Origin of the sequence: Streptomyces sp. CHD11 (assembly GCF_018638295.1) — a bacterium.
Lineage (GTDB): Bacteria > Actinomycetota > Actinomycetes > Streptomycetales > Streptomycetaceae > Streptomyces.
The window spans coordinates 18,503-31,890 of sequence record NZ_JABTTS010000031.1; the positions used below are offsets into that span (position 1 = coordinate 18,503).

Here is a 13,388-nt window from a genome sequence, read left to right on the forward strand (position 1 = left end):
GGCCGGCCCGGCGGTGCGGTCGGATGCGGCGGCCGCGGGGCGGCCGCCGTGCGTCGGGGGCCGGGCGCTACCAGGGGACGGGCCCCTCGTCCGCCAGGCACGCCCCGGACGGGCCGTCCTCGTCGAGCAGGGCGAGCCGGACCACGATCGCGGCCCCTTCCGCGGGCGTGCGGCTGCCGCGGTGGTGGTTGATGTCGGTGGCCACCACTCCGGGCAGGGCCGCGTTGACCTTGACCGGGGTCCCCCGCAGCTCTTTCGCGTACGCGACCGTGAGCGCGTTCAGGGCGGTCTTGGAGGACTGGTAGGCGATCATGCTGACGTGCGCCAGCGGGGAGCCGGGGTCCGCGTTCAGGGTCAGCGACCCCACGTGGCTGGACAGGTTGACGACGCGCCCGGCCGGGGAGCGGCGCAGCAGCGGCAGCATCGCGCCGGTCACGGTGACCACGCCGAAGACGTTGGTCTCGTAGACCTCCCGCAGGTCGGCCGCGCTCGCCTCGCTCGGCGCGCCGGTGAAGCCTCCGGCCGTACCGGCGTTGTTGACCAGGATGTCCAGGCGTCCGTGGCGCCGTTCGATCTCGCGGGCGGCTCCGGCCACGCAGGCCGGGTCCGTCACGTCGAGCCTCAGCGGCGTCGCGGCGATGCCGTCGGCGGCCAGCGCGTCGGCGGCCTGCTTGCCGAGCACCTCGTCCCGCGCGCCGACCAGGACGGTGATCCCCCGCTCACCGAGTTGCCGTGCGGCGGCCAGACCGATGCCCTTGTTGGCACCGGTGACCAGGGCGACCTTCTCGACCGTCACGTCGGTTTCCTTTCTGCGGCCGGTCATGCGCGTATTCGCCGTGGGAAGAAGCGAAAAGCGAAGACACCCGACGATATTGCTGCGGTGCGCTCTCCACGTTCAAGCGTTCACCGCCGTGTTCAGAAGCGCCCGCGTTCAAAGGCGCCGAATAAGCGGTCGAACGCTCCGCCCGCGCCCGCGGAATTCGGAATCGTTGCGGCCGGACATCGTCCTGAGTAGCTTCACGAAGGCCAACCATTGCCACAGCGCAGAGGGCCTCACCAAATGAAGAAGACTGACGTCATCGTGGTCGGTGCGGGGCCGGCCGGCCTGATGCTGGCCGGGGAGCTCCGCCTGGGCGGAGTGGAGGTGGCCGTCTACGACAGGCTGCCCGCGCCGGCCGGGGAGTCCCGGGCACTCGGCTTCAACCGGCGGGCGGCGGAGTCGCTGGCGCAGCGCGGACTGCTGGACCGGCTGGGTGGCTTCCGGTGGGGCCCGATGGGCCACTTCGGCGGGGTCCGCTTCGACCTCGGCATGCTCGACGAGGACCACAGCGGGGTGCTGGGCCTGTCCCAGGCCAGGACCGAGCAGGCGCTGGGCGGCTGGCTGGCCGACCTCGGCGTGCCGGTGCTGCGCGGCCGCGAGGTGACCGGTCTGCGGCAGACGCCGGAGGGTGTCGTGGTGTCCTTCACCGGTCCCGGCGGGCCCGGCGAGGAGAGTGCCGGGTACGTGGCGGGGTGCGACGGGGCGGGCAGTACCGTGCGCGCGCTGGCCGGCATCCCCACCCGGGACTGGGAGCCCACCCGGGGCATGTACACCGCGGAGATCACCGGTGCCGGCCCGCGCCCCCGGCCGATCGGCGAACGGCTCCCGGGCGGCCGCATGGTGGTGTGCACCCCGCTGGGCGGGGGCCGCTGCCGGGTGGTCGTCCACGACCCGGACCTGCCCGCCCGTCCGGAGCCGGGCGCGCTGACGTTCTCCGAGGTCGCCGACGCGTGGCGGCGGCTGACCGGCGAGTCGATCGACGGCGCGCACTGCGAGTGGCTGTGGGCGTGCGGCAACTCGGCCGCGCTGGCCGCGGAGTACCGGCGCGGGCGGGTGTTCCTGGCGGGCGACGCGGCGCACGAGATCCCGCCGCTGGCCGCGTGGGGACTGAGCGCCGGGCTGCAGGACGCGGTGAACCTGGGCTGGAAGCTGGCGGCGACGGTCCGCGGCCGGGCCCCCGAGGGCCTGCTCGACACCTATCACGCCGAACGCCGTCCGGTCGGCGAGCAGTTGATCCGCAACGCCCGCGCGGCGTCCAGGCTCTACCTCGGTGACGAGGCCATGGACCCGGTCCGCGAGGTGGTGGGCGAGCTGCTGGCCCACAAGGACGCCGCCGAGCAGGCCGCCGGAGTCGTGAGCGGTCTCGGGGTCCGCTACGACCTGGCCAAGGGCGACCACCCCCTGCTCGGCCGGCGCATGCCCCCCGACCACACCCTCACCCTCCCCGACGGCACCCGCACCCGCGTCGCCGAACTCCTGCGCACCGGACGCGGCCTCCTCCTCACCACCGACGAGACCACCGCCCACACCGCACGCCACCACACCGACCGCGTCGACATCGTCACCGCGCCCCCCACCGACACAGCCGCCACCACCCCCGACACCGTCCTCGTCCGCCCCGACGGCTACGTCGCCTGGACCGCACCCGGCACCACCGACGACCTCGACCAGGCCCTCGAGCGCTGGTTCGGCGCCGCCACCCCGCAGTACGCCGACCGGTGAGCGCCCGGCGAGACCCATCGAAGAGGAGCAGACACATGGCCAGGGATGTCATCGTCGTCGGGGCCGGCCCGGTCGGGCTGATGACGGCGGGCGAACTCAAGCTCCGCGGCGTGGACGTCGTCGTCCACGAGGCGCTGCCCGCCCCGACGCGCCAGTCGCGCGGCGCGAGCTTCACCAGGCGCACCGCCGAGTGCTTCGACCAGCGGGGCCTGCTCGGCCGTCTCGGCGCCACCGAGCCCGCCGACAGCCACTTCGGCGGCATCCCGATCGACCTCGGCATGCTGGCCGAGGACCACCACGGGCACCGGGGGGTCTCCCAGTTCCGCACCGAGCGGATGCTGGAGGAGTGGGTGGGCGAACTCGGCGTGCCGGTGCTGCGCGGCCGGGAGGTGACCGGTCTGCGGCAGACGCCCGAGGGTGTCGTGGTCTCCTTCGCCGGTCCCGGCGGGCCCGGCGAGGAGAGCGCCGCCTACCTGGTCGGCTGCGACGGCGGGCGCAGCACCGTCCGGAAACTGGCCGGGATCGGCTTCCCCGGCACCGACGGCCGGCGCGGTTTCCTCACGGCCGACGTCACCGGCATCGACACCCGCAAGCGGCGCATCGGCGAGAACCTGCCGGGCGGCAGCATGGTGATGGCCATGGACCTGGAGAACGGCGTGACCCGGGTCGTCGTCCACGAGGCCGGTACGCCGCCGCCGCGCGACCGCGGCTCGCTCACCTTCTCCGACCTCGCCGACGCCTGGCAGCGGCTCACCGGCGAGTCCCTCCACCACGGGCGGTGCCGCTGGATCAGCTGCTTCACCGACGCCTCGCGGGCCGCCGCCGAGTACCGGCGCGGGCGGGTGTTCCTGGCGGGCGACGCGGCGCACGTGCAGCCCCCGGCCATGGCGCAGGGGCTGAGCGTGGGTGTCCAGGACGCGGTGAACCTGGGCTGGAAGCTGGCGGCGACGGTCCGCGGCCGGGCCCCCGAGGGCCTGCTCGACACCTATGACGCCGAACGCCGGCCCGTCGGCGAGCAGCTGGCGCGCAACGCCCGCGCGGCGATCGAGCTGCGGCTCACCGGCGAGGAGATGGATCCGGTCCGCGAGGTGGTGGGCGAGCTGCTGGCCCACAAGGACGCCGCCGAGTACGCGGCCGGCATGCTGAGCAACCTCGGCGTCCGGTACGACCTGGCCAAGGGCGATCACCCCCTCCTCGGCCGGCGCATGCCCCCCGACCACACCCTCACCCTCCCCGACGGCACCCGCACCCGCGTAGCCGAACTCCTGCGCACCGGACGCGGCCTCCTCCTCACCACCGACGGTGCCGCCGCCGCACACACCGCACGCCACCACACCGACCGCGTCGACATCGTCACCACGACCCCCACCGACACAGCGGCCACCACCCCCGACACCGTCCTCGTCCGCCCCGACGGCTACGTCGCCTGGACCGCACCCGGCACCACCGACGACCTCGACCAGGCCCTCGAGCGCTGGTTCGGCGCCGCCCGCACGGCCCTCTAGGCGCTCTCGACCGGTGGGCCGGTCCCTCCGGTCAGACTGCCAGGCACCCGTCCCGGCGCCGGGCGCACGGCGCCGGGACGGCCTCTACGACTCCAACCACGAAGGATCTGGTGGAATGGCTGGCACCGAACAGGATCAGGTGAGCGCAAAGCCCCATGTGGTCGTCATCGGGGGTGGTATCGCGGGACTGGCGGCGGCGTTCCAGCTCCGCGACGAGCCGGTGCGGGTGACGGTCCTGGAGGCGTCGTCCCGGCTCGGCGGGAAGCTGTCGGTCTCCGAGGTGGCGGGGGTCGCGGTCGACGAGGGCGCCGAGTCCCTGTACGCCAACCGGCGCAGGACCACCGGGCTGATCCAGGACGCCGGACTCGGCGGGACGATCATGTCGGCGGGCGAGACCGCGTCGGCGATCTGGACCCGGGGCGGGATCCGGCGCCAGCCGGACCGTCAGTTCATGGGCGTGCCCTGCGACATGGACGATCTCGCCCGGTCGGGCGTGGTCTCCGCCGAGGGCGTCGAGCGGGCCCGGCAGGACCTCGTACTGCCGTCCTTCGACCGGGACGGCGACGTCTCGGTCGCGGACCACGTGGGCGGGCGCTTCGGCCAGGAGGTCCTGGACCGCCTCGTCGAACCGTTCCTCGCCGGTGTGTTCTCCGGCCGCGCCGCGGACCTGTCGTTCGAGGCCACGCTGACCCCGCTGGCCAAGGCGTCCCGCGCGCACGTCTCGCTCGCGGACGCGGCGGGCTCGCTGACGCCGGTGCTCGCCGAGGGGCAGAAGCCGCCGCCGGTACGGGTGGCGACCCTGGACGGCGGATTCGGTTCGCTGCCCCCCGTGCTCGTACGCCAGGTGCTGGCCGCCTCTCCCGACGCGTCGGTGCGCACCGACGCCCCCGTACGGGAGCTCACCCGGGTCGCGGGCGGCTGGCGGGTGACCGTGGGCTCGGCCGCCGGACCGGAGCACATCGACGCCGACGCCGTCGTCGTCGCCGTCCCGGCCGGTCCCGCGGGCCGGCTGCTCGCCGGGGTCCCGGGCGCCTCCGCGGCCGTCTCGGCGTTCGCGGAGGTGCCGTACTCGAGCGTCGCGATGGTCACGCTCGCCTACCCCCGCGCGGCGTTCCCCGGCGGACTCTCCGGCCGCGGCTACGCCGGCTACCGGGTGCCCGCGGTGGAGAACAAGGCGGTCAAGGAGGTCACGTTCACCACGGTGAAGTGGCCGCACCTGGCCGGCGAGGTGGAGATCGTCCGCTGCTCGATCGGGCGGTTCGGCGAGGAGGACCTGCTGCAGCGCGACGACGCCGGCCTGGTGGCGCTGGCGACGGCCGAACTGGCCGAGGCCACCGGCGTCCGGGGCGCCCCGGTGGCGACCCGGGTCAGCCGCTGGCAGGACGCCCTGCCGCAGTACACCGTCGGCCACTTCGAGCGGGTGCGGCGGATCCGGGAGACGGTGGCCGCCCAGCCCGGACTCGCGGTGTGCGGGGCCCTGTACGACGGTGTGGGCGTCGGGGTGTGCATGGCCTCCGCGCGCCAGGCCGCCGACCAGGTGCTGGCCCGGTTGAGGCAGAACGCCGCGGCGGGTCCGGTCGCGGTCGGGACCTGAGCCGTCCCGGCGGATACGGAAGGGGGCCGTGCCCGGAGTCACCGGGCACGGCCCCCTTCGGTCGTGCCGGGCGTGTCAGCGGTCCAGCACCGCGGCGAGCGCCTGCGCCAGGACCTGCTCCGGGTCCTCGGCGGCGCCCGTGCCGCGCCAGGCGACATGCTGGTCGGGACGGACCAGGAGCGCGCCGGCGCCGGTGATCCCCCGGACGGCCTCCCAGCCGCCGTCCACGTCGGCGTACTCACCGCCGTCGCCGATGCACACCGTGACGACCTGGACCGAGAACTTCTCCGCCACCCGCGCGGCCGCCTCGCTCCACGGCCTCCCCTGCGGGCCCGTGATCAGCGTGAAGCCGGTGCTGCCCGTGGTGTCGAGGGTGGACAGGCGCCGTCCGTCGCGGGTGATCCAGGCGTGCGGCAGCCGGTGCCCGGGGCGGGACGCCGGCCGGTGCTCGTTGCGCATGGGGACGCGGGCGGGCGCCTCGCTGCCGTCCGGGACGAGCGCGCCGTCCTCGTAGTGGAAGCCGACCTCCATGTCGAGCGACTGGCAGCCCCCGCGGTGGGTGTGGAAGATCTCCAGGGCGCGCGCCCGCACGGTGTCACCGAGCGGCGAGGGGTCGAAGTACTCCTCGAGACGCTGCCTGCGGCGCCCCGCCGGGATGTTGTGGCCGGCGCCCACGGCGTCGATGACCGCCTGGTGGTGGACGGCGGCGGACACGGCCCAGTCCACGTTCTCCCGGCCCACGGGCCGGCGTTCGCTCTCGTAGGTGTCGATCAGGCCTTCGGTGGCCCGGCCGCCGAGCACCGCGGCCAGCTTCCACGCGATGTTGTGCGCGTCCTGGATGCCGGTGTTGAGGCCGAGGCCGACGGCGGGGGGCTGGCGGTGCGCGGCGTCGCCGGCGATCAGCACACGGCCGACCCGGTAGCGGTCGGCGAGGTGCGCGTGCACGATCCAGTCCGTCACCTGGTGCACCGTCACCTCCAGGTCCGGGATGCGCAGCAGCTCGCGGATCCTCGGGACGACCGTCTCGTTGTCCCAGCGTCCGGGCGGGCCCGGGGCGAAGTGCAGGCCCCACTGCTCGCACTGCTTGCCCCAGCTCGGCCCCATCTCGATGAGGTTGCTGGACAGGTCGGGGTCCTCCGGGCTGAGGAAGTGCGTGATGAGCGTGCCCTCCTCCCACCACGGGGACAGGTCGGCGGAGAAGTACGCGGTCGTGGTGTTGACCAGTCCGGGCGGGCCCTGCATCTCGATGCCGACCGCGGCTCCGACCATGCGGCCTCCGTCGGCCCCGATGAGGTACTTCGACGTGACCGTGGTGATCTCCCCGGTGTCGAGGTCGCGCACCTCGGCGACGACGTGGTCGCCCTCGTCGGAGAAGGAGGTCACCTCGTGGTGGAACAGGATCCGGCCGGGATTGCGGTCCTCGGCGTGCCGGCGCAGGATCGGCTCCAGCCACATCTGCGGCAGCTTGGCGGGCAGTACGGGCCCGGCCGCCGCGTAGGTCCCGGTCAGTTCACCGCCGCCGAAGGCGTCCATCTCGTGGATCAGGCGCCGGTCCAGCGGCCCGTCGCCGGCGAGCGTGGTCTGCCAGCGCACCTTGCCGAACTTCTCCAGCGGCGCCGCCTCGGCGAGCACGTCGTCGGCGACCGAGTGCTGGCGGAAGATCTCCATCGTGCGCTGGTTGAGGTAGTGCGCCTTCGGAACCCTCGACGTGTCCGGGTGCCGCTCCACCAGCAGATGATCGACGCCCTGGTCGGACAGGAAGACGGAGGCGGACAGACCACATCCGCCACCGCCCACGATCAGAACCGGAACCTCGACTGATCCCATGGTCGTCCTTTCGGAAGGTGGCAGACAGACCCGCGCCGGCGTTGCGCATCAGGGTGACGGGGACTGCCGTACGTGCCGGTCTTGGTAGTGCTCGCAGCATGGCAAGGACGTCTCCACCGCCGGTCAAGGACGGGTGGAGACGTCCCGCGCCCACCGGTCACCGGGAGCGCCCCCGCCACCGCTCGTGCCACGGCCGCCGCGGTCGCCGCGGCCGGCCGGTCTCTGCCGGGAGGTCGCTGAAGGCCCAGCCGAGCCAGTCCTTGATGTCCACCGCCAGCACCGGTCCGCCGTCCTCGAGGTAGCGGGCGCCGTCGAACTGCGCGTACTTGCGGTCGATCAGACCGAGCGCGTGGGTGCGCTCCGGGCTCTCGCCGACCACCCGGCCGGTGCCGCGCAGCCGTACCCACCAGGCCTTCAGCCAGTCGTCGTCGTAGAGGTCGGCCAGGACCGTGACCCGCGGGTCACGGTCCAGGTTGCGCAGCCGCTTGGGCCGCGGGTTGCCGTTCTTCGGCCGGTCGGTCGGCGAGTAGAAGACGTCGCCGTCGACCACGAAGATGACGGGCACCATATGGGCGCCGCCGTGTTCGTCGACCGTGCCCAGCCGGACGGACCGCTCCCCCTCGAACCGGCTCCGCATCTCGTCCTGTCCGAGTTTCATCGCCGCTCCTCGTGTCGGGCGCCGCGCATGGCCGGCGGCGCCGAGCAGGCCCGGCGCCGAGGTCTCGGCGCCGGTGCGGGCGGCCCGTACGGGCGCGGGCGGCCCGTCGGAGGCCGCTCAGGTCCGGCCGGCGTGCTGCCGCCCGGACACCGGCTGCCGCTTTCCGCGGTGCCGGCGTGTCCTCACCACCAGCAGCAGGACCACACCCACGACGGCGAGGCCGACGGTGGTCAGGCCGGACAGCCGGATGGTGCCCGCCGGCCCGAGCGCGCCGACCAGCGGCCCGCCGAGCGCCGCGCCCAGCGGGGTCGCGATCACCAGGATCGCGCTGCGGAAGGCGCTGAGGCTCACCAGCTCCTCCAGGGGCGCCTTCTTCTGCAGCAGGGTGATCGTCACCGGCCCGTAGGGCGCGTAGATCAGTCCGCCGAGGCCGAAGCCCACGATGCCCGCGGCGAGCGTGCCGAAGTGCGCGAAGGGGAGGATCGCCAGCCCCCAGCCGGCCACGATGGCCAGCGCGGTCGGCCACAGCGGGAGCCGCCGCAGTGTTCCGGCGACCAGGGCGCCGATGACCGCGCCGACGCCGAAGGTGCCCCAGATCCACCCCAGCGCGGTGGGGTCCCCGCCCATCTCCTCGGCCACGAGGACCGGGACCGCCACCTCGATCGGTCCGTACAGCAGGTAGAACACGAAGGTGAGGGCGAGCAGGCCCATCAGTTCCGGGTGGCGGGCGAGGGTCTGGCCGCTGCGCCGCAGCGGGACCGGCGGACGGCGGGCGATCTTGCCGGCGCCGCGCACCCGGGCCGACACGACGGCGAGGTACAGATAGCTGACCGCGTCACCGGCCAGCACCGCGGCGGGCCCGAGAGCGGCGGACACCAGACCGGCCAGCGGCGGCCCGATGATGAACGACAGCTGCTCCTGGCTGCCCACCAGCGCGTGACCGGCCAGCCGGTCCTCGTCCCTCAGGGTCTCGGCGACGAACGTCTGCCGTCCGGCGATCCCCCAGGCGTGCAGGACCGAGGAGGCGGCGAGCAGGGCGATGTAGGTGGTGACGTCCAGCAGGTCCAGCCAGTACAGGGCCGGGATCAGGGTGAACACGACGGCGCGCAGGATGGCGTTGAGCAGGATCAGGCTTCTGGCGTTGCGTCCGCTCAGCCAGCGTCCCAGCGTGAGCGAGCCGATGGCGGCGGGCAGGCTGTAGGCGGCGACCGCCAGGCCCACCACGATGGACCGGTCGGCGGGAGCGGCCAGTTCGACGGCCAGCCACGCCACACCGACGAAGCTCATGCCGTCGCCGAGGAAGGAGACCAGGAAGCCGGGCTGGAGCCGGCGGAAGTCGGGGTTGGCGAGGCAGCGGGTGTAGCCCTCGGGCAGCACCCGCCGCGCCCACCGTGCTCCGGTCGTCACCGCTGGGCCTCGGATTCGCTCACCGCGCAGCGGAAACCGATCTCCGGGCTCCTGGTCACCAGCGTCTTGCCCGCCCGGCTCACGGCGGTGAGCAGGGCCGGGGGTGAACTCCACGCCCCGCCGCGGACGCTGACCTCGGCCGACCACTCGCCCCACAGGTCGCCCGGGTCCATCGTGCCGAAGCGCGGCCGCAGGGGGAGGCCGTCCAGGTACCGGGTGGACGTCCACTCCCACACGTTGCCGCACAGGTCCCGGACCCCGAAGGGGGACTCGTTGCCCGGCAGCTCGTTCACCGGGCCGGTCGGCGCGGGGAGTTCGGTGATGCGGAGGTCCGCGAGCCGGCGCAGCCACGTCTCGCGGTCCGGGTCGCCGTCCGCGTCCCGCGCGAGGACCGCGTGCAGGCCCCGCACCCGCTCCGGGCGGAACGTGTCGCCCCACGGGTGGTGGCGGTGGTCGTCGCCCCGCGCGGCGCGCTCCCATTCGTCCTCGGTGGGCAGCCGCTTGCCGCACCAGTCGGCGTAGGCCACCGCGTCGTACCAGCTGACCCCGGTCACCGGGTGGTCGCCGGCGAAGCGGGGGTCGTCGGCGGTGGAGCGGGTGTGGTCGGTGCCGCGCGGCTCGTCCTGGTGGCACCACAGGTGGCCGTGGGCGGCGACGTCGGCGACGAACGCGTCGTACGCGGCGTTGGTGACCGGCAGGGTGTCCAGGTGGAAGCCCGCCACCTCGACCTGGTCCACGGCCGCCGCGGCCGGGTCGCCCCAGGAGCGTTCCCGGCCGGGGCGGGTCCCGCGGCGCAGCCGTCCGGCCGGGATGTGCCGCATGCCCTCCAGGGAGAGCCGGCTGGGCAGCCGGTCGGCCGACAGCGGGACGGGCAGGTCGTCCAGGACCGACTCGGCCGGCCCCGCCTCGGCGAGCAGCGTCCGTGCCGAGGCGATGGCGTGCGCGTCCGCCACCGTCACGTAGTTGCCGACGCCCGCGGCGATCTGGTCCGGGGACCGGCCGAGCACGGCCAGCAGGGTGTGCAGCGCCTGCGGGCCGCCCGCGGACCGCAGGGCCGGTGTCCCGGCCAGGGACGCGAGCGCCGGCCCCCGCACGGTCTCGTCCGGGTCGGCCAGCGCCCACCCGACGGCCTCGGCCGCCAGGTCCGGGGCGAGCCGTACGGCGGCCGCGAGGGCCCGCCGGCGGATCTCGGGCGTGTCGTGCAGCAGGCCGACCGCCAGGCACTCCTCGAGCAGCGGCGGGTCGGTCAGCCGTTCCAGGGTGCGCACATAGCCGTCGAGCAGGGCGTCGCGTTCCGCCGCGGGCCCGTCGGTCCAGCCGGCGATCCGCAGCACCTCGGACGGGACGTCCGAGGCTGCGGGGCCGGGGGAGAACTGCTCGGTGATCGTCATCGCGTGCCGGCCTCCGCTCCGGTGATCATGCTGGCGAAGTCCTCGCCCGCCCGGTGGCTGTACTCCGTGCCCGCCGTGGGCTTCTGGCCCGCCGAGTAGTACACGTACAGCGTCGCCCGGCTGGTGTCGTCCAGCACCGGACCCGAGTGGTGGAGGATGTTGTAGGTGTGGCAGATGACGTCGCCCGCCTCCGCCTCGAGCGGAAGCCCTTCGGGCTCCAGGCGCCGCGGCGGGTAGCGGTGGGAGCCGGGCACCAGGACCAGGCAGCCGTTACGGACGGTGGCGTCGTCCAGGTAGATGCCCACGTTCACCAGCGGGGTCACCGGGAGGTCGTGCGGGAAGTCGAGGTGCCAGTCCAGCGCGCTGTACGAGCTGCGCCTGCCGCGCTTCATCTGCCACACGGCTCCGTCGATGGCGTCCTCGAACCGCCAGGTCGGCCCGCCCAGCAGACCGGGGCCGAGCGCGTCCAGGTTCCGGCGCCCGATCAGGTCCCGGGTGGCGTCGCAGTGCAGGGTGAAATAGGGCAGCCGGTGCAGGGTCGCCCGGCCGTCCTCGTCGTACGACGGCTTGATCACCCGGTCGCGGTGCTCGGCCGGCACCTTCCCCTCGAGGGTGTCGCGCTCCAGGCGTTCGGCGTCGCGCCGGATGACGTCCACGTCCTGCGCGTCGAACACGCCGCGGTAGACGACGAACCCGTACTGCTCGTAGAAGGCGCGTTGTTCCGCCGTCACCGTGCCGTCGTAGGTGAAGCGCGGGATGCGCTGCGGGGAAGTCACCGGATCACCCCCCGGAAGCCGATCTCGTTGTGCCGGTCCGTGAAGAGGTCCTTGCCGCGGAAGTACGCCGTGACCTGCTCCCGCATGGAGGTCCACGCGCCGCCCCGGATGACCACCGAGGTCTCCTCGGCCGTCGCCCATTCGGTACGGGGCCTGCCGGAGATCATCGGTTTCATCCGGTCGCGGGTGAAGAAGTTGGTGTCCGTCCACTCCCAGCAGTTCCCGACCAGGTCCGCGACTCCGTAGGCGCTGACGTTCCTGGGGTGGGAGCCGACCGGGACGGTGGTGACCGCGGGGGTCCTGTCGTCGAAGGTGCTCAGGACGTCGCGCCAGTGTTCCAGGCTCCGCGCCGGTCCGAAGGAGGCGCCGAACCACCTCAGGGCGTCCGGGTCGAACTCGTCGCCCCACGGATAGCGCGATCCCCGCTCGCCGCGTGCGGCCTTCTCCCACTCCAGTTCGGTCGGCAGCCGCTTCCCGAGGTGGGCGAGGTAGGCGTAGGCGTCGAACCAGTCGACGCCCGTCGCGGGGTGGTCGGGGCCGAACCGGGTGTCGCCGGCGATCCCGCGGCGGTGGTCCTTGCCCTCGGGCTCGTCGGGGTGGCAGAGCGCGTGCTCGGCGGCCTGCGGGCCGTCCGCCCACGCGTCGTACTGCCGGTTGGTCACCGGGTACCGGTCGATGAGGAAGTCGGGCAGGTGGCGGGTCTGCCGGGGGACCGCGTCGTCCACGTCGTACAGCGGATGCACGACGTCGTCCATGCCGATGCCGACCACGAACTCCGAGCCCGGGACGCGCACCATGCCGTCGGGGACGGGGGGCAGGTTCTCCGGGTCGTAGTCCCAGTGCTCGTCCAGCGCGGTCTCCGGCGGCAGCTGCCCGGTCCCGGAGTGCTCCCGCTCGATGCCCAGCCGGGCCGCGCGGTCATCGGCCCCCAGGATCCGGTCCATCGCCCTGGCCACGACCGCGGCCCCGATGCCCACCGGTTTGGTGCTGCGGAAGAGGCCCGCCTCGGCCGGCCCTGTGATGTGCACCAGTTCCTCGTAGGCCTCGCCGACGCGGTGCCGGCCGGCGATCCTCGCGGCGGTGAACACCACGAAGTCCTCGTCGTCGCCGAGCAGCCAGACCAGGAACTCGCGCGCCGCGGGATGGGTGGCCAGGAACGGTTCGACGCCCTCGAGCACCGACAGGCGGACGTCCGCGCGCGGGTGGGTGGCCGCCAGCGCACAGAGTTCCTCGACGATCCGGGGGTGCCGGAATCCCGCGATCGTCTCCCGCAGTTCGGCGCGTTCCCGGTCGGTCAGCGGATCGCGGGATTTCTGCCACGGCTCGTGGGCCAGGAAACGGTCCACCAGCCCACTCAGGGTTTTCTGTTCAACGGAAAAGCGCTCGTAACTCCATCGGTGCACTGGTTCCACCTCGATTGCCCGGGTCAGTGATTTCTGAGGTCGCAAACCCAGTCTGTGGAGGGCCCGTACGGCCCTCCACAGACTCAGAGCCTGCCCTGATCAGGCCGCCCACTTGAAGTGCGTGCCGGCCGGGCGGACACCGCCCTTGCGCTGCGAGCGCAGAGCGTTCCACTGACGAAGCGTCTTCATCTGTTTCACCTCCTGATGCTGAATCGGCAACCGAGTGCACCGACGGTCCCTTTCAGCGATCCGCTCTGTCAAGTTCACGAATCTTTACGGTCTTTT

The 13,388-nt window shown here is 73.6% G+C and carries 10 protein-coding genes; 3 read left to right on the forward strand and 7 right to left on the reverse strand.

The genetic code is table 11. From position 1 onward, the window contains the following. Positions 1 to 67: 67 nt before the first annotated feature. Entirely contained in the window at positions 68 to 796 is a 729-nt protein-coding gene (locus HTV45_RS27400; protein WP_215208576.1) for an SDR family oxidoreductase, read from the reverse strand. Between the two features lie 264 nt (positions 797 to 1,060). Between HTV45_RS27400 and HTV45_RS27405 the strand changes: the two genes are divergently transcribed. The 3 genes from HTV45_RS27405 to hemG all read left to right on the forward strand — a co-directional run bounded on the left by HTV45_RS27405 (position 1,061) and on the right by hemG (position 5,641). Next, complete coding sequence (locus tag HTV45_RS27405) at positions 1,061 to 2,542, forward strand: FAD-dependent monooxygenase (protein WP_215208577.1); 1,482 nt, start codon at positions 1,061 to 1,063, stop codon at positions 2,540 to 2,542. A gap of 35 nt (positions 2,543 to 2,577) precedes the next feature. Next, on the forward strand, positions 2,578 to 4,047 hold the full coding sequence (locus HTV45_RS27410; RefSeq protein WP_215208578.1) for an FAD-dependent monooxygenase: 1,470 nt from the start codon (positions 2,578 to 2,580) through the stop codon (positions 4,045 to 4,047). A gap of 115 nt (positions 4,048 to 4,162) precedes the next feature. Further along, positions 4,163 to 5,641 (forward strand): protoporphyrinogen oxidase, encoded by a 1,479-nt coding sequence (gene hemG / locus HTV45_RS27415; RefSeq protein WP_215208579.1) that lies wholly within the window; start codon positions 4,163 to 4,165, stop codon positions 5,639 to 5,641. 75 nt (positions 5,642 to 5,716) lie between these two features. On the opposite strand, the gene HTV45_RS27420 is transcribed toward hemG, so the two are convergent. From HTV45_RS27420 to HTV45_RS35080, 6 genes are all read right to left on the reverse strand, one after another. Further along, positions 5,717 to 7,468: an FAD-dependent monooxygenase gene (locus HTV45_RS27420; protein ID WP_215208580.1), complete on the reverse strand. Its 1,752-nt coding sequence runs from the start codon at positions 7,466 to 7,468 to the stop codon at positions 5,717 to 5,719. Positions 7,469 to 7,625: 157 nt separating this feature from the next. Continuing rightward, complete coding sequence (locus tag HTV45_RS27425; protein ID WP_215208581.1) at positions 7,626 to 8,126, reverse strand: pyridoxamine 5'-phosphate oxidase family protein; 501 nt, start codon at positions 8,124 to 8,126, stop codon at positions 7,626 to 7,628. Positions 8,127 to 8,243: 117 nt separating this feature from the next. Then, a complete protein-coding gene (locus HTV45_RS27430; RefSeq protein WP_215208582.1) occupies positions 8,244 to 9,533 on the reverse strand; it encodes an MFS transporter in 1,290 nt (429 codons plus the stop codon). Beyond that, positions 9,530 to 10,924, reverse strand: a complete 1,395-nt coding sequence (locus HTV45_RS34895) for an SUMF1/EgtB/PvdO family nonheme iron enzyme (protein ID WP_215208583.1) — start codon at positions 10,922 to 10,924, stop codon at positions 9,530 to 9,532. Before HTV45_RS34895 ends, HTV45_RS27430 begins: the two co-directional genes overlap by 4 nt. Further along, positions 10,921 to 11,700 carry a phytanoyl-CoA dioxygenase family protein gene (locus HTV45_RS27440; RefSeq protein WP_215208584.1) on the reverse strand — a complete coding sequence of 260 codons (780 nt, stop codon included), beginning with the start codon at positions 11,698 to 11,700 and terminating at the stop codon, positions 10,921 to 10,923. The genes HTV45_RS34895 and HTV45_RS27440 overlap by 4 nt, the downstream gene beginning before the upstream one ends. Beyond that, a complete protein-coding gene (locus HTV45_RS35080) occupies positions 11,697 to 13,046 on the reverse strand; it encodes a formylglycine-generating enzyme family protein (RefSeq protein WP_215208585.1) in 1,350 nt (449 codons plus the stop codon). The genes HTV45_RS27440 and HTV45_RS35080 overlap by 4 nt, the downstream gene beginning before the upstream one ends. Positions 13,047 to 13,388: the final 342 nt, after the last annotated feature.